We start from the raw sequence: 15,164 nt of genomic DNA on the forward strand, positions 1-15,164 counted from the left end.
CACCGCGCCTCCAGGCCGATCGTCAGGAGCCGGCGGGCTCCTTGTGCTCGTCACCCGACGTCGGGGCGTCGCCGCTGATGATCGGGATCTCGCTCGTCGAGAAGTCCTTCGCCCACTCGGACTGCGCGAGGTCGGACTCCGGGTCGTTGTAGTCCTCGATGACCGCGGCGACCTCGTCCTCGTGCGCGACGGTGGGGCCGGAGCCCATGAGCGGCGTCGCGGCGGTCTCCTTCGTGAAGTACACCGCCACGAGGCCGATCACGGCCGCGAGCATGAGGTAGAACGCGGGGATGTCCTCGGCCCAGCCGTACCCGGCGTCCTTGGCCGCGTTGATGAGCGCCGAGGTCGCCAGCGGGGTCGTGCCGCCGAACAGCGAGACCGACACGTTGAACGCGATCGCGAGGGCGCCGTAGCGGATGATCGTCGGGAAGAGCGCGGGCAGCGTCGACGGCATCGTGGACGTGAAGGTCACGAGCACGAGGCCGAGGATGAGCAGGCCGAAGAACACGCCGATGCCGGTGCCGCTCTGGACGAGCTTGAGCGACGGCCACGACAGCAGGATGAAGCCGATGCAGCCGGCCGCGAGGACCGGACGACGCCCGAACTTGTCGGACAGCCGTCCGCCGAACGTGATGACGACCATCATGAGGATCATCACGATGACGATCAGGATGAGGCCGAACGTGGCGTTCTGCCCGAGGTTCTGCTCGAGGTACGTCGGCATGTAGGACAGCAGCATGTAGTCGGTCACGTTGAAGACCAGGACGAGGCCGATGCAGATGATGAGCCCGCGCCAGTTCTCCGCGAAGAGCTTGAGGAACGGCGTCTTCTGCGACTCGCGCTCGGCGGCCTGCTCCTGCTGCTTCTGGAAGGCCGGGGTCTCCTCGAGCTTGAGCCGCAGGTACAGGCCGATGAGTCCGAGCGGTCCGGCGACGATGAACGGGATGCGCCAGCCCCAGCTGAGCAGGGCCTCCTCGGAGAGGCCGAACTGCAGGCCGGTGACGATCGAGGCGCCGAGCACGTAGCCCGCGAGCGTGCCGAACTCGAGCCACGAGCCCATGAACCCACGGCGCTTGTCCGGTGAGTACTCAGCGATGAAGGTCGCGGCGCCGCCGTACTCACCACCGGTCGAGAAGCCCTGCACGAAGCGGGCGACGAGCAGCAGGACCGGGGCCCAGAAACCGATCGACTGGTACGAGGGGATCAGGCCGATCATGAGCGTGCCGGCGGCCATCAGGATCATCGTCAGCGCGAGGACCTTCTGCCGGCCGATCTTGTCGCCGATGGGTCCGAACACCGCGCCGCCGATCGGGCGGACGATGAAGGCCGCCGCGAAGAAGCCGAACGTCGCGACGATGTTCGCGGCCGGGTCGCCCTTCGGCAGGAAGACCTGCGAGATCGTCACGGTGAGGTACGCGAAGATGCCGAAGTCGAACCACTCCATGGCGTTGCCCAGGGCGGCGGCCGCGACGGCGCGCTTGAGCAGCGACTCCTCGACGACGGTGACGTCGTCCTTCGTCAGCTTGCGGCGGGCGCGCTTCACGGCGCCCTTCGTGCGCAGCGGCCGATCGCCGTTCGCGTGTGCTTCGTTCGGTGCCAAGTCGTTCCTCCGGTAGTGCTGTGTCTTGCCTTCGGGCGCCCGGCGGAAGCGTCACTGCAGTCCTCGCGAACCCCGCGTCCGCCGGACAAACTCCGACAGACTATCAAACGCCCGGCGTGTCCGTCAGGTCGGTGTGGTATCGGCCGTCGGCGATGACGGTCCGAACCGCTACGATCAGGCATACCGCGCGATGCGTGCGGACACTCAGGCACCTCACCACGGACTCGGTGCCGCACATACCGATCGAAAGGCGCTGCCATGACGAAGCCCATCCCCGACAAGCCGACCGTCGACGGTCTCGAGGACGCCTGGGGCCCCGTCTGGGAGCAGGACGGCACCTACCGCTTCGACCGCGACAGCGCGACGAAGGACGCCGTCTACTCGATCGACACCCCGCCGCCGACCGCCTCCGGCTCGCTGCACATCGGTCACGTGTTCTCGTACACGCACACCGACCTCAAGGCCCGGTACGAGCGCATGCGCGGCAAGCACGTCTTCTACCCGATGGGCTGGGACGACAACGGCCTCCCGACCGAGCGCCGCGTCCAGAACTACTACGGCGTCCGCTGCGACCCGCAGCTCCCCTACGACCCGGCGTTCGTCCCGCCGTTCGAGGGTGGCGACAACAAGTCGAGCAAGGCCGCCGACCAGCTGCCGATCTCCCGCCGCAACTTCATCGAGCTGTGCGAGCGCCTGACCGTGCAGGACGAGCAGCAGTTCGAGCACCTCTTCCGCACGCTCGGCCTGTCGGTCGACTGGACCCAGTCGTACCGGACCATCGACGACACCTCCCGCGCCAGCGCGCAGCGCGCCTTCCTCCGCAACCTGGAGCGCGGCGAGGCCTACCAGGCCGACGCGCCGACGCTCTGGGACGTGACGTTCCGCACGGCCGTGGCCCAGGCCGAGCTCGAGGACAAGGAGATGCCCGGCGCGTACCACGGCATCGCCTTCCACCGCACCGACGGCGGCGACGACGTCGTCATCCAGACCACCCGCCCGGAGCTGCTCGCCGCGTGCGTCGCCCTCGTCGCCCACCCGGACGACGAGCGCTTCCAGGACCTCTTCGGCACGACCGTGCGCTCGCCCCTGTTCGACGTCGAGGTCCCGGTCCTCGCGCACCACCTCGCGCAGCAGGACAAGGGTGCGGGCATCGCGATGGTCTGCACCTTCGGTGACACCACCGACGTCGTGTGGTGGCGCGAGCTGCAGCTGCCGAACCGCGCGATCATCGGCTTCGACGGTCGCGTGCGGTCGGACGAGCCGACCTGGATCGAGAGCGCCCGCGGCAAGGAGCTCTACGCCGAGATGGCCGGCAAGACCGTGTTCTCCGCGAAGAAGGTCGTCGTGGACGCCCTCACCGAGTCCGGTGAGCTGATCGGTGACGTCAAGACGATCAACCACCCGGTGAAGTTCTTCGAGAAGGGCGACAAGCCGCTCGAGATCGTCTCGACCCGCCAGTGGTACATCGTCAACGGTGCCCGCGACGAGCAGCTGAAGTCGACCCTCCGCGCCCGCGGCGAGGAGATCGCGTTCCACCCGGACTTCATGCGCGTCCGCTACGACAACTGGGTCGGCGGGCTCTCCGGCGACTGGCTCATCTCGCGCCAGCGCTTCTTCGGCGTGCCGCTGCCGGTCTGGTACCCGCTCGACGGCGACGGCAACCCGGTGTACGACCAGCCGATCGTCCCGACCGAGGCACAGCTCCCGGTCGACCCCGCGTCCGAGCCGGCCCCCGGCTACGAGGAGTCCCAGCGCGGTGTCGCGGGTGGCTTCCAGGGCGAGCTCGACGTCATGGACACCTGGGCGACGTCGTCGCTGACCCCGCAGCTCGCGGGCAAGTGGGAGTCCGACCCGGCGCTCTACGACCTCGTGTTCCCGTACGACGTCCGGCCGCAGGCGCAGGACATCATCCGCACCTGGCTCTTCACGACCGTGCTGCGCAGCCAGCTCGAAGCCGACGTCGCGCCCTGGAAGCACGCGAGCATCTCGGGCTTCATCGTCGACCCCGACCGCAAGAAGATGTCGAAGTCGAAGGGCAACGTCGTCACGCCGCTGGCGATCCTCGAGCAGCACGGTGCGGACGCGGTCCGGTACTGGGCGGCCTCGTCGAAGCTCGGCACCGACGCGGCGTTCGACCCGCAGAACCCGAAGCAGATCAAGGTCGGCCGTCGTCTCGCGATCAAGGTGCTCAACGCGGCGAAGTTCGTCTACGGCTTCCCGCTCCCCGAGGGCGCCCACGCCGTGACGGAGGCGCTCGACGTCGACGTGCTCGCCGAGCTCGGCACCGTGATCGAGCAGGCCACGACCGCGTTCGACGCCTTCGACCACGCCCGCGCCCTCGAGGTCACCGAGCGCTTCTTCTGGACGTTCTGCGACGACTACCTCGAGCTCGTGAAGGAGCGCGCCTACGGCACCGCCGCGGACGCGACGCACGAGACCCAGGCGAGCGCGGTCCTGGCGCTGCGCGCAGCGATCGACGCGCTGCTCCGTCTGCTGGCACCGTTCCTCCCGTTCGCGACGGAGGAAGTGTGGGCCTGGACCCACGAGACCAGCGTGCACCGCGCCTCCTGGCCGACCACCGCCGAGCTGCCCACGCAGGCCGAGCCGACCGGCCTGCTCGCGGCCGTCGGACAGGCGCTCATCGGTATCCGCGGCGCGAAGACGGCGGCGAAGGCCTCGCAGAAGACGCCGGTGACGCGCGCGGTCGTCGCGGCCCCGGCCGAGACGCGGGCGCTCCTCGAGCGTGCGGCGGTCGACCTCGCGGCCGTCGGCCGCATCGCCGACCTGTCGTTCACGGACGGGTCGGAGCTGGCCGTCACCGAGATCGAGCTGGCGGACCAGCCAGCGTAGGGTCGCGTGGGTCGGCCGGGTCGCGTCCGCGGCCGGCCGACCACACCGGACGGGAGGCACGGATGCAGTTGGGTACGCGCTGGAGCGTGGGTGGGCAGCCACCTGCGCGACTGCCCGAGACGATGGTCGTCGCCGTACGCGGCGTCGAGGACGAGCTCGCGGCGGAGTCGGTCGACACGGCGACGTGGGGCTGGACCCTGACGTTCCTCGAGGGCAAGCCGATCGTCGAGCTCGACGACGGCACGTCGATCCACCTCGACCCCGCCGGTCACGCACAGGTGACGAACCCGGACGACGCGCCGGAAGAGGACTGAGCGGCGCGACCGGCCCTGCGTCCGCACACCCGCGCCGCGTCCGCACAACCAAAGTCACCCCGAACCGCGGGAAACCGTGGTTCGGGGTGACTTTGCTTGTGCGCCGACCGTCGACGCCGTGCGGCCTACTTCGTGAGCCAGCCGAGCAGGACCTCGTTCACCTCGGCGGTGTGCGTGGTGAGCAGGCCGTGCGGTGCGCCCTCGATCTCGACGTACTCGGCGTGCGGCAGCGCCTTGGTGAAGCGGCGGCCGGTGGCGTCGATCGGGAGGATGTTGTCCGACGTGCCGTGCACGATGAGCGCCGGGACGGTGACCTTCGGGATGTCCTGACGGAAGTCGGTCGGCCAGGTCAGCGGTGCCGCGGCCGACGCGATCGAACCGGAGCCGGCAGCGACGTTCCACGCGTTCCGGACCTCTTCCTCCGAGATCCGCGACCCGAGGTTCTCCGACAGGTTGAAGAAGTCCTGGTAGAAGTTCGTGAAGTAGGCGTAGCGGTCCTTCTTCACGTCCGCGGCGATGCCCTCGAAGAAGGACATCGGGCCGGCGCCTTCGGGGTTGTCATCGGTGATCGCGAGGTAGGGCTCGAGCGAGGCGAGGAAGGCGACCTTGGCGATCCGGTCCTCTCCGTGGCGGGCGATGTAGCGGGCGATCTCGCCGGTGCCCATCGAGAAGCCGACGAGGATGACGTCGCGCAGGTCGAGGGTCTCGAGGACCGCGTGGAGGTCGTCGGCGAAGGTGTCGTAGTCGTAGCCGGTCGAGGGCTGCGAGGACTGCCCGAAGCCGCGACGGTCGTAGGTGACGACGCGGTACCCGGCGTCGAGGAGCGGCGGGACCTGCCCCTCCCACGAGTTGCCGTCGAGCGGGAAGCCGTGGATCAGCACGATCGGCTGCCCGGTGCCCTTGTCCTCGTAGTGGAGCGCGATGTCGACGCTGTTCTCGGTCCCGACGGTGATGCTGCCCATGGTCCTGCCTCTTCCTGGAACGATGGAGAACGGTCGTTCTCCGCGATGTCGTCTACACTAGAGAACGATCGTTCCCCGCGCAACTCGGGAACGGTGAACACGCAGGGAACGGGGTACGACATGGTCACCAGCACGGTCGAGGCCGACACCAGGGCGCACATCGTCACGGTCGCCGACGAGCTGTTCTACGCGCGCGGCATCCAGTCGGTCGGGATGGACGAGATCCGCAGCCGTGCCGGGGTGTCACTGAAGAAGCTCTACGCGGCGTTCCCAGGCAAGGACCAGCTCGTCGCAGCCGTCCTCGCCGGGCGGCACGACTACTGGGAGCACGGGATCGCCGAGGCCGTGGCGGCGGCGTCCTCCCCGCGTGACCGGCTGCTCGCGATGTACGACTTCCTCGAGCAGTGGTTCGGCGACGACACCTTCCGGGGCTGCGGCTTCATCAACGCGTTCGGCGAGCTCGGTGCGACGTGTCCTTCGGTGGCGCGGATCGCTCGCGAGCACAAGGAGTCGTTCCAGCGGTCCGTCGCCGAGCTCGCGGCCGACGTGGTGCCCGACCGCGAGGCGGCAGGGGAACTCGCCGCGCAGCTCGCGCTGCTCGCCGAGGGCGCCCAGACCACCGCGGCGATCGCGGGCGACGCGTCGCCCGCCGGCCACGCGCGCCGAGCCGCCGCGGTCCTGATCGACGCAGCCACGCGCGCCTGAGACGCGACCGAGGACCGGACTGGAGGCGCGGTTCGGGCCGGCCCCGCGCCTCCAGTCCGACCCGGCGCAACGCCACGAGCGCCCGCCCGACCGCAGCCTGCAGTCCGTAGGGTGGCGACATGGCAACCCCGTTCGACGAACCGAGCACCCTCCCCTACTCCCTCCCGCCGTTCACCGACGTCCGGCTCGAGCACTTCCGACCGGCCTTCGACGCCGGCATGGCCGAGCAGCGCACCGAGGTCGAGGCGATCGCCACGAACCCCGACGAGCCGACGTTCGAGAACACCCTCGTGGCCCTCGAGCGGTCCGGGCAGCGGCTCGCCCGCGTGAGCCACGTGTTCTTCACGCTGTCCTCGGCGGACTCGACGCCCGAGCTGCACGACCTCGAGGCCGAGGTCTCGCCGCTCCTCGCCGCCCACCGTGACGCGATCACGCTCGACGGCCGCCTCTACGCCCGCATCGACGCGGTCCGTGGTGGGCTCGACGCGCGGGACGACCTCACGGACGAGGACCGTCGCCTCGTGCAGCGCACGCACACCGAGATGACCCTCGCCGGCGCGGGACTCGACGAGGCCGGCAAGGAGCGCCTCACCGCGATCAACCAGGAGCTCTCGACGCTCACCACCACCTTCGAACGGAACCTGCTCGAGGACACGAACGACCTCGCCGTGCACGTCAGCTCCGAGGAGGAACTCGCCGGACTCGACGACGGCGCGAAGTCCGCGGCCGCCGGAGCCGCAGCGGACCGCGGGCTCGACGGCTGGCTCATCACGCTGCCGCTCTACACCGGGCACCCGTGGCTCGGGTCGCTCGCCGACCGAGGGCTGCGCCAGCGGATCATGGAAGCGTCGCTCTCCCGCGGACGTCGCGGCAACGAGCACGACAACCGGGACGTCCTGCTGCGGATCGTCCGGCTCCGTGCCGAGCGCGCGGAGCTGCTCGGCTTCCCGAACCACGCGGCGGTCGTCACGGCCGACGAGACCGCGGGGACTCCAGAGGCCGTCGACGGCCTGCTGTCCTCGCTCGTCGGGGCGGCCGCCGCCAACGCGGACGACGAGCGTTCGGTGCGGTCGCAGGTGGTCGGATTCGACGTCGAGTCGTGGGACTGGGCGTACGCGACGGAGCTCCTCCGCGGCCAGCAGTTCGCCGCCGACGGCTCGGCCCTCCGCCCGTACTTCGAAGCCGACCGGGTGCTGCACGACGGCGTCTTCCACGCCGCGAACGCCCTCTACGGCCTGACGTTCACCGAGCGTCCGGACCTGCACGGCTACAACGACGAGGTCCGCGTGTTCGAGGTCCGCGACGAGTCCGACGAGGAGGTCGGGCTCTACCTGCTCGACCTCTACACGCGGGACGGCAAGCGCGGCGGTGCGTGGATGAACCCCGTCGTGGAGCAGTCGCACCTGCTCGGCACGCTGCCGGTCGTGGTGAACAACCTCAACGTGGCGAAGCCAGCGGCCGGCTCCCCCACGCTCCTGATCCAGGACGAGGTCGAGACGCTCTTCCACGAGTTCGGCCACGCCCTGCACGGGCTCATCGCGCGCACCACGTACCCGCGGTTCTCCGGGACGAACGTCGAGCGCGACTTCGTCGAGTTCCCCTCGCAGGTGAACGAGATGTGGGTGTCGTGGCCGTCGGTCCTCGCGAACTACGCGAAGCACCACGAGACCGGTGAGCCGCTGCCGCCCGAGCTCGTCCTGGGGCTCAGCGAGTCCGAGGGGTTCAACGAGGGGTTCTCGACGACGGAGTACCTCGCTGCCGCGCTCCTCGACCAGGCCTGGCACCGGCTCTCGGCTGCCGAGGCCGCTGCGGTCACCGACGTCGAGGCCTTCGAGCGGGCGGCTCTGGAGTCCGCGGGCATCGCCGTGGAGGCCGTCCCGCCGCGCTACTCGTCGACGTACTTCGCGCACACCTTCTCGGGTGGGTACGACGCGGGCTACTACGGGTACATCTGGTCCGAGGTGCTCGATGCCGACACCGTGGAGTGGTTCCGCGACAACGGCGGGCTCTCGCGGGCGGCCGGCGCGCGCTTCGCGGAGAAGTTGCTCGGCGTCGGCGGATCGACGGACCCGCTCGAGGCGTACCGCGACTTCCGCGGGCGTGATGCCGAGGTCGGGCCGCTGCTCCGGCGCCGCGGGCTCGAGTAGGGCGGCGGCGCGTCGGCGCGGCGCGCCGCGCCGCGCCGCGCCGCCCGCTTGCACAACCAAAGTCACCCCGAACCACGGATCGCCGTGGTTCGGGGTGACTTTGGTTGTGCGGCGGCAAGCGGCACCGCCGGCGCCGCCGGAGCGCGACGCGCGCCGTCCGCTACGCGGACTTCTCGATGCGCTTCGCGCGCGGCCGCGGCACGATCGTCGGCGCCGCGTTCTCGAGCACGGACTCGCGGGTGATCACCACGCGTGCGACGTCGTCGTCCGAGGGGACGTCGAACATCACCGGGCCGAGCACCTCTTCGAGGATGGCGCGGAGGCCTCGGGCACCCGTCTGGCGCAGCACGGCGAGGTCGGCGATCGCCTCGAGCGCGCCCCGCTCGAACTCCAGCTCGACGCCGTCGATCTCGAACATCCGCTGGTACTGCTTCACGAGCGCGTTCTTCGGCTCCGTGAGGATCTGCATGAGCGCGGCCTGGTCGAGCTGCGACACCGTGGTCACGACGGGCAGACGACCGATGAACTCGGGGATGAGGCCGAACTTGTGGAGGTCTTCCGGCAGGACGTCCGCGTAGAGGTCCTGCTGGTCGAGCGGGCTGTGCAGCGGGGCACCGAACCCGATGCCACGCTTGCCGACCCGCGAGGACACGATGTCCTCGAGCCCGGCGAACGCCCCGGCCACGATGAACAGCACGTTCGTCGTGTCGATCTGGATGAACTCCTGGTGCGGGTGCTTCCGGCCGCCCTGCGGCGGGACCGAGGCTGTCGTGCCCTCGAGGATCTTGAGCAGCGCCTGCTGGACACCCTCGCCCGAGACGTCGCGGGTGATCGACGGGTTCTCGGCCTTGCGCGCGATCTTGTCGACCTCGTCGATGTAGATGATGCCGGTCTCGGCGCGCTTGACGTCGTAGTCGGCGGCCTGGATGAGCTTGAGGAGGATGTTCTCGACGTCCTCGCCGACGTAGCCGGCCTCGGTCAGGGCCGTGGCGTCGGCGACGGCGAACGGCACGTTGAGCCGCTTCGCGAGCGTCTGCGCGAGGTACGTCTTGCCGCAGCCGGTCGGGCCGATGAGCAGGATGTTCGACTTCGCGATCTCGATGTCGTCGCGGTCCTCGGCGGCGGTGATCTGCCCCTGCGCCCGGATGCGCTTGTAGTGGTTGTAGACCGCGACGGCCAGCGCACGCTTCGCGGGGTCCTGCCCGATCACGTACTCCTGCAGGAAGTCGAAGATCTCGCGGGGCTTGGGGAGCTCGAAGTCGCCGCTCGTGGTGTCCTCGCCGGCCTCGGCCAGGCGCTCCTCGATGATCTCGTTGCAGAGCTCGACGCACTCGTCGCAGATGTAGACGCCCGGGCCGGCGATGAGCTGCTGGACCTGCTTCTGGCTCTTGCCGCAGAAGGAGCACTTGAGCAGGTCAGCGCTCTCTCCGATGCGTGCCATGTGCGTGCCCTCCCTCGGCCGTGCGACGACTCCGTCGGAACCGACGCCTGACGATCCTCCCGGTGCTGATCCACCGGCTGTGTCCGAGCCTAACCGCAACCGACGACAGCCACCGCGACGCACGGCCGGTTTCGCGATGCGCGTTCGCCCAGGGCGTTCGATCCTGCTACCGTGTCCGAGTCTTCTCTACAAGTTGTAGAAGTCCCGGAAGGAACACCATGCCCAAGCGCGTCGCCGTCCTCGGTGCGGCAACCCTCGGCGTCACCGCCGCGATCGTCCTCGGCACCGCCGCGGCCGCGAGCGCCCACGTCGAGGCCACCGCCACCTCCACCGCGGCGGACTCCTACACGACCGCGACGTTCTCGGTCCCCCACGGCTGCGACGGGTCCCCCACCACGAAGCTGACGTTCCACGTCCCGGAGAGCATCATCGAGGTGACCCCGACCGTCAACCCGAACTGGACCATCACGAAGACCACCGAGCCGTACACCAGCCCCTCGGCCTCCGCGGACGACGAGTCCACCGAGGACGCCGGCCAGCGCGTCACCAGTGTCACCTACGCGGCGAAGACCCCGCTCCCCGCCGACGAGCGCGACACGTTCTCGCTGTCGTTCTCCCTGCCCGACGGCAAGGCCGGCGACCGCGTCGAGATCCCCGTCACGCAGACCTGCGAGAAGGGCTCCACCCAGTGGGACCAGCAGCAGCAGGACGGCAAGGCGGAGCCCGAGCACCCCGCCCCGTCGATCGTCCTGACGAAGGCCGTCGCCACCGAGGCCGACGGTGACCCGGTGGAGACCTCGACCGCCGCCTCCGAAACGTCGAGCACGGCCAGCGGGCCGGACCTCGTCGGGCGCTTCCTCGGCCTCGGCGGACTCGTGCTCGGCGCGGCCGCCCTGGTCGTCGCCGTCGCCTCGACCCGCCGACGGACCGGCAAGTGACCATTCGCCTCCACGGACCGGCCGCGCGCACGCCGCGCGGCCGGTTCCGTGCTGCCGGGAGGCTCGTGGCCGCGTCCGCCACGACCCTCGCGATCGCGGGCGGTGCGGTCCTCGGGCTCGCGGCTCCCGCGAGCGCGCACAACTACATGATCGCCTCGACGCCGAAGGTCGACGGGACGCTGACGTCCCTGCCGAAGGCGTTCGAGATCACGACGAACGACAAGCTCCTCGACATCGGCGGCTCGAACGCCGGGTTCGCGTACCGGATCGTGGGACCGGACGGGAAGTACTACGAGGACGGCTGCCTCGACGTCGACGGCCCCTCGATGACCACGAAGGCCGCGCTCGGCGCTTCGGGCAAGTACACGGTCGAGTGGCAGATCGTCTCCGCCGACGGGCACACCGTGTCGGACGAGTACACCTTCACGTGGAAGGCACCGTCTGGGTTCTCCCCCGCGTCGGGCGCGTCCGAGCCACCCACGTGTGCGACGGCGTCCGGCGGGTCCTCCGAAGCCCCGACGAACGGCACCGCGTCCGGCTCGGGCGACTCGGCGACCACGGACGCGCTGTTCATCGGCGCGGGCGGGGTCGTCCTGGTCGGCGCGGTCGTCGCGGTGCTGCTGCTCCTCCGCCGACGCCCGGCAGCGCCGTCGCCCGACGAACCCGACGAGGACTGACGCCGACGCGCCGGACCCGCACCGTGCCTCCCGGCCGGTCCGCAACGCACGAAGGCCCCGCACCTGACGGTGCGGGGCCTTCGTGCTGCAGCGCTACTTGACGAGCGCCGGCAGGTTCTTGCGGCTGGTCAGGACCTGGTCGATCAGGCCGTACTCCAACGCCTCTTCCGCGGACATGATCTTGTCGCGCTCGATGTCGTTGTTGACCTGCTCCGGCGTGCGGTTCGAGTGCTTCGACAGCGTCTCCTCGAGCCAGGTGCGCATGCGGAGGATCTCCGCCGCCTGGATCTCGATGTCGGACGCCTGCCCGCCACCCTGCTGGGTCGCCGGCTGGTGGATGAGCACGCGGGCGTTCGGGAGCGCCAGTCGCTTGCCGGGGGTCCCGGCAGCGAGGAGCACCGACGCCGCCGAAGCAGCCTGACCGAGGCAGACCGTCTGGATCTGCGGACGGATGTACTGCATCGTGTCGTAGATCGCCGTCATCGCGGTGAACGAGCCACCGGGCGAGTTGATGTACATGACGATGTCGCGGTCCGGGTCCATCGACTCGAGCACGAGCAACTGCGCCATGACGTCGTCGGCCGACGCGTCGTCGACCTGGACACCGAGGAACACGATCCGGTCCTCGAAGAGCTTCGCGTACGGGTCCTGCCGCTTGTAGCCGTAGGCCGTGCGCTCCTCGAAGCTCGGGAGGATGTAGCGGTCGGACGGAGCCGGGACGTTCTGCGCGCCACCGAGCATGGGGAGGTGCATTCTCGTTTCCTTTTCTTCGGTGGTGGTCAGTTGGACTCGGGCTCGGCCGCCGAGGTGGGGGTCTCACCGTCACCGACGGTGCCACCGCCGCCCACGACCTCGTTCGAGGACGCCCGGAGGTGGTCGACGAAGCCGTACTCGAGAGCCTCCTGCGCCGTGAACCAGTTGTCCCGGTCGTTGTCCTTGAGGATCTGCTCGATCGACTTGCCGGTTTGCTCCGCCGTGAGCTCGGCCATCCGCTGCTTCATGTCGAGGATGACCTTCGCCTGCGTCTGGATGTCGGCAGCGGTGCCGCCGAAGCCACCCGACGGCTGGTGCAGCAGCACGCGCGCGTTCGGGGTGATGTAGCGCTTGCCCGGGGTGCCCGACGAGAGCAGGAACTGCCCCATCGAGGCCGCGAGGCCGATGCCCACCGTGACGATGTCGTTCGGCACGAACTGCATCGTGTCGTAGATCGCCATGCCGGCGGTGATCGAGCCACCGGGCGAGTTGATGTAGAGGTAGATGTCCTTCTCAGGGTCCTCGGCCGCGAGCATCAGCAGCTTCGCTGCGATCTCGTTCGAGTTGTCGTCGCGGACCTCGGAGCCGAGCCACACGATCCGGTCTCTCAGAAGGCGGTCAAAAACACTGGGGTTCAGTGTCGCTTCGGCCATGGAAAAGCTCCCGTTCAGTTGTCGCTTGATGTCGAACTTATCGGGTGCAACGCACCACTTCGCGTCTGTTCGCTCTGGGCGGTTCCACCGCCCCGGAAACGGACGGGAGGCGCGGTGCCAGCTGGCACCGCGCCTCCCGTTCGGAGGGTGGGGACGCTTACTCAGCGTCCTCCGCCGGGGTCTGCGCGACACCAGCCGTGAAGGCGGAGAGGTCGACGTCGCCGCCGTTGGAGTCCTTGACGGTCACCTTGGAGAGGACGGTCGCGACGGCCTTCGAGCGGGCCACCTCGCCGACCATGCCCGGGATCTGCCCGTTCTGGTCGATGACGCGGATGAACTCGGCCGGCTCCATGCCGTACTGCGCAGCGGCCTGGATGAGGTACTGCGTGAGCTCCTCCTGCGAGACCTGGATCTCTTCCTTCTCGGCGATCGCGTCGAGGAGGATCTGCGAGCGGAAGGCCTTCTCGCTGGACTCGGAGACCTCCTTGCGGTGCTCGTCGTCCTCGAGGCGGTTCTCCTGCTCGAGGTGACGGTGCACCTCGTCCTCGATGAGCTTCTCCGAGATCGGGATGGTGACGTCCTCGATGAGCTTCTCGACGAGCTTGTCGCGGGCGGCGGCGCCCTGACCGAAGGTCTTCGACTTCGCGATCTGCTCCTTGAGGTCCGCCTTGAGCTCGTCGATCGTGTCGAACTGGCTCGCGATCTGCGCGAACTCGTCGTCGGCCTCGGGGAGCTCGCGCTCCTTGACGGCGGTGACGGTCACGGCGATCTGGGCGGTCTCGCCCTCGCGGTCGCCACCGACGAGCGTCGACTCGAAGGTCGTCGACTCACCGGCGGTGAGGGACTCGAGCGCCTCGTCGATGCCCTCGAGCAGGTCGCCCGAGCCGAGCTCGTAGGAGACGCCGGTGGCCGAGTCGACCTCGTCGTCGCCGATCGTGGCGGTGAGGTCGATCTGCGCGAAGTCGCCCTTCGTCGCCGGACGGTCGACCGTGACGAGCGTGCCGAAGCGGGTGCGCAGGTTCTGCAGCTCCTCCTCGATCTCCTCGTCGGTGACGTCCACGGCGTCGACCGTGAGCTCGTAGTTCGAGTAGTCCGGGAGGTCGAACTCGGGACGGACGTCGACCTCGAACGTGAGGACGAGGTCGCCCGTGAAGTCCTTCACGTTCGGGAGCTCGGCGACGTCGGCCTCGGCGCGACCGAGGATGCGCAGCTCCTGCTCCTCCACCGCCTGGCGGTAGAAGTTGTCGATCGCGTCGCCGACGGCGTGGTTCAGGACCTCGCCACGGCCGACACGCTGGTCGACGATCGCCGGCGGGACCTTGCCCTTGCGGAAGCCCGGGATGTTGATCTGCTCGGCGATGTGCTTGTACGCGTGGTCGATGCTCGGCTTGAGGTCTTCCGGCGTCACGTTCACGGTGAGCTTGACGCGGGTGTCGCTCAGCTTGTCGACGGTGCTGGTGGCCAAGGGATGTACTCCTGTTGGTTGACGTTCTTGTGGACCTGGTCGGGGCGACAGGATTTGAACCTGCGACCTCCCGCTCCCAAAGCGGGCGCTCTACCAAGCTGAGCTACGCCCCGTTTGACTGGGCCAGGGGTGGCCGGACACGCCTGACGGCGCGGACGACCCCGATGAGTCTAGCGGTCCGTGGGTGCCCGGTTCCCGGCAGCTGTGGAGCGTCGTGGATCCGGGATGGTCGGCGAGCACCCGTGGAGGGATCAGTCGTCCTCGGCGCGGCGCCGGAGCCCGCGTCGCCAGCGGATGCCGACGAGCACCTGTACGGCCGCCGCGGCGAGCACCAGGACGATGCCGAGGACGATGCGCCAGACGTGCAGGAGCGCGTGGACGGGTTGGCCCTGGGGATCGCCGAACAGCGCCGGGCGAAGCGAGAACACGACCGCGGCGAGGACGACCAGGGTGTACGAGACGACCCGCGACCACCGGATCCGACGGGCATCACGGTCGCTCGGCGGGAGCGTCACGAGGGGTGGCATGTCGGTCGCTGTTCGTCCGCTACGATGATGGGGCTGCGACTCGTGCGCGGCCGCGGGGATGTAGCTCAATGGTAGAGCCCCAGTCTTCCAAACTGGCTACGCGGGTTCGATTCCCGTCATCCCCTCCACTAC

General features: G+C 69.4%; 13 protein-coding genes and 2 tRNA genes. 7 read left to right on the forward strand and 8 right to left on the reverse strand.

Annotation, left to right across the window (positions count from 1 at the left end; genetic code table 11):
* Positions 1–22 precede the first annotated feature (22 nt).
* Positions 23–1,600, reverse strand: a complete 1,578-nt coding sequence (gene proP, locus ACIPYW_RS00605) for a glycine betaine/L-proline transporter ProP (protein ID WP_290132367.1) — start codon at positions 1,598–1,600, stop codon at positions 23–25.
* A 258-nt stretch (positions 1,601–1,858) separates the two neighbouring features.
* On the opposite strand from proP, the gene valS reads away from it, so the two are divergent.
* Positions 1,859–4,450 carry a valine--tRNA ligase gene (gene valS / locus ACIPYW_RS00610; RefSeq protein ID WP_400409870.1) on the forward strand — a complete coding sequence of 864 codons (2,592 nt, stop codon included), beginning with the start codon at positions 1,859–1,861 and terminating at the stop codon, positions 4,448–4,450.
* Positions 4,451–4,512: 62 nt separating this feature from the next.
* Positions 4,513–4,764 (forward strand): hypothetical protein, encoded by a 252-nt coding sequence (locus ACIPYW_RS00615; RefSeq protein ID WP_058725517.1) that lies wholly within the window; start codon positions 4,513–4,515, stop codon positions 4,762–4,764.
* Between the two features lie 125 nt (positions 4,765–4,889).
* Here ACIPYW_RS00615 and ACIPYW_RS00620 read toward each other — a convergent pair whose 3' ends face one another.
* Positions 4,890–5,726 (reverse strand): alpha/beta fold hydrolase, encoded by an 837-nt coding sequence (locus tag ACIPYW_RS00620; RefSeq protein ID WP_400409873.1) that lies wholly within the window; start codon positions 5,724–5,726, stop codon positions 4,890–4,892.
* 120 nt (positions 5,727–5,846) lie between these two features.
* Between ACIPYW_RS00620 and ACIPYW_RS00625 the strand changes: the two genes are divergently transcribed.
* A complete protein-coding gene (locus ACIPYW_RS00625; RefSeq protein ID WP_400409875.1) occupies positions 5,847–6,431 on the forward strand; it encodes a TetR/AcrR family transcriptional regulator in 585 nt (194 codons plus the stop codon).
* A 119-nt stretch (positions 6,432–6,550) separates the two neighbouring features.
* Positions 6,551–8,578, forward strand: a complete 2,028-nt coding sequence (locus tag ACIPYW_RS00630; RefSeq protein WP_400409878.1) for a M3 family metallopeptidase — start codon at positions 6,551–6,553, stop codon at positions 8,576–8,578.
* Positions 8,579–8,738: 160 nt separating this feature from the next.
* Here the strand turns inward: ACIPYW_RS00630 and clpX are convergent, their stop codons facing one another.
* Positions 8,739–10,019, reverse strand: coding sequence for an ATP-dependent Clp protease ATP-binding subunit ClpX (gene clpX / locus ACIPYW_RS00635; protein WP_290132373.1), 1,281 nt, complete (start codon positions 10,017–10,019; stop codon positions 8,739–8,741).
* Positions 10,020–10,237: 218 nt separating this feature from the next.
* On the opposite strand from clpX, the gene ACIPYW_RS00640 reads away from it, so the two are divergent.
* Both ACIPYW_RS00640 and ACIPYW_RS00645 read left to right on the forward strand, forming a co-directional pair.
* Positions 10,238–10,957 carry a YcnI family protein gene (locus ACIPYW_RS00640; RefSeq protein WP_400409881.1) on the forward strand — a complete coding sequence of 240 codons (720 nt, stop codon included), beginning with the start codon at positions 10,238–10,240 and terminating at the stop codon, positions 10,955–10,957.
* Positions 10,954–11,634 (forward strand): copper resistance protein CopC, encoded by a 681-nt coding sequence (locus ACIPYW_RS00645; protein WP_400409883.1) that lies wholly within the window; start codon positions 10,954–10,956, stop codon positions 11,632–11,634. Before ACIPYW_RS00640 ends, ACIPYW_RS00645 begins: the two co-directional genes overlap by 4 nt.
* A 93-nt stretch (positions 11,635–11,727) precedes the next feature.
* On the opposite strand, the gene ACIPYW_RS00650 is transcribed toward ACIPYW_RS00645, so the two are convergent.
* From ACIPYW_RS00650 to ACIPYW_RS00670, 5 genes are all read right to left on the reverse strand, one after another.
* On the reverse strand, positions 11,728–12,387 hold the full coding sequence (locus ACIPYW_RS00650; protein ID WP_290132376.1) for an ATP-dependent Clp protease proteolytic subunit: 660 nt from the start codon (positions 12,385–12,387) through the stop codon (positions 11,728–11,730).
* A 26-nt stretch (positions 12,388–12,413) separates the two neighbouring features.
* A complete protein-coding gene (locus ACIPYW_RS00655) occupies positions 12,414–13,040 on the reverse strand; it encodes an ATP-dependent Clp protease proteolytic subunit (protein WP_290132377.1) in 627 nt (208 codons plus the stop codon).
* Positions 13,041–13,197: 157 nt separating this feature from the next.
* Entirely contained in the window at positions 13,198–14,505 is a 1,308-nt protein-coding gene (gene tig, locus ACIPYW_RS00660) for a trigger factor (RefSeq protein WP_400409885.1), read from the reverse strand.
* A 36-nt stretch (positions 14,506–14,541) separates the two neighbouring features.
* A tRNA-Pro gene (locus tag ACIPYW_RS00665) sits at positions 14,542–14,618 on the reverse strand.
* Between the two features lie 138 nt (positions 14,619–14,756).
* Positions 14,757–15,032: a hypothetical protein gene (locus ACIPYW_RS00670; RefSeq protein ID WP_400409888.1), complete on the reverse strand. Its 276-nt coding sequence runs from the start codon at positions 15,030–15,032 to the stop codon at positions 14,757–14,759.
* A 54-nt stretch (positions 15,033–15,086) separates the two neighbouring features.
* Here ACIPYW_RS00670 and ACIPYW_RS00675 point away from each other — a divergent pair.
* Positions 15,087–15,160: transfer RNA gene (locus ACIPYW_RS00675), tRNA-Gly, on the forward strand.
* The last annotated feature ends 4 nt before the right edge of the window (positions 15,161–15,164 follow it).

The sequence above is a fragment of the Curtobacterium sp. NPDC089689 genome (assembly GCF_044749145.1).
Lineage (GTDB): Bacteria > Actinomycetota > Actinomycetes > Actinomycetales > Microbacteriaceae > Curtobacterium.

What these genes read in the sequence shown, in the direction of transcription:
- ACIPYW_RS00630 (WP_400409878.1), top strand. Translation starts at nt 6,551, where the DNA reads ATGGCAACCCCGTTCGACGAACCGAGCACCCTCCCCTACTCCCTCCCG.
- ACIPYW_RS00655 (WP_290132377.1), bottom strand. Translation starts at nt 13,040, where the DNA reads ATGGCCGAAGCGACACTGAACCCCAGTGTTTTTGACCGCCTTCTGAGA.
- ACIPYW_RS00650 (WP_290132376.1), bottom strand. Translation starts at nt 12,387, where the DNA reads ATGCACCTCCCCATGCTCGGTGGCGCGCAGAACGTCCCGGCTCCGTCC.
- valS (WP_400409870.1), top strand. Translation starts at nt 1,859, where the DNA reads ATGACGAAGCCCATCCCCGACAAGCCGACCGTCGACGGTCTCGAGGAC.
- ACIPYW_RS00640 (WP_400409881.1), top strand. Translation starts at nt 10,238, where the DNA reads ATGCCCAAGCGCGTCGCCGTCCTCGGTGCGGCAACCCTCGGCGTCACC.
- ACIPYW_RS00620 (WP_400409873.1), bottom strand. Translation starts at nt 5,726, where the DNA reads ATGGGCAGCATCACCGTCGGGACCGAGAACAGCGTCGACATCGCGCTC.
- clpX (WP_290132373.1), bottom strand. Translation starts at nt 10,019, where the DNA reads ATGGCACGCATCGGAGAGAGCGCTGACCTGCTCAAGTGCTCCTTCTGC.
- ACIPYW_RS00615 (WP_058725517.1), top strand. Translation starts at nt 4,513, where the DNA reads ATGCAGTTGGGTACGCGCTGGAGCGTGGGTGGGCAGCCACCTGCGCGA.
- ACIPYW_RS00625 (WP_400409875.1), top strand. Translation starts at nt 5,847, where the DNA reads ATGGTCACCAGCACGGTCGAGGCCGACACCAGGGCGCACATCGTCACG.
- ACIPYW_RS00670 (WP_400409888.1), bottom strand. Translation starts at nt 15,032, where the DNA reads ATGCCACCCCTCGTGACGCTCCCGCCGAGCGACCGTGATGCCCGTCGG.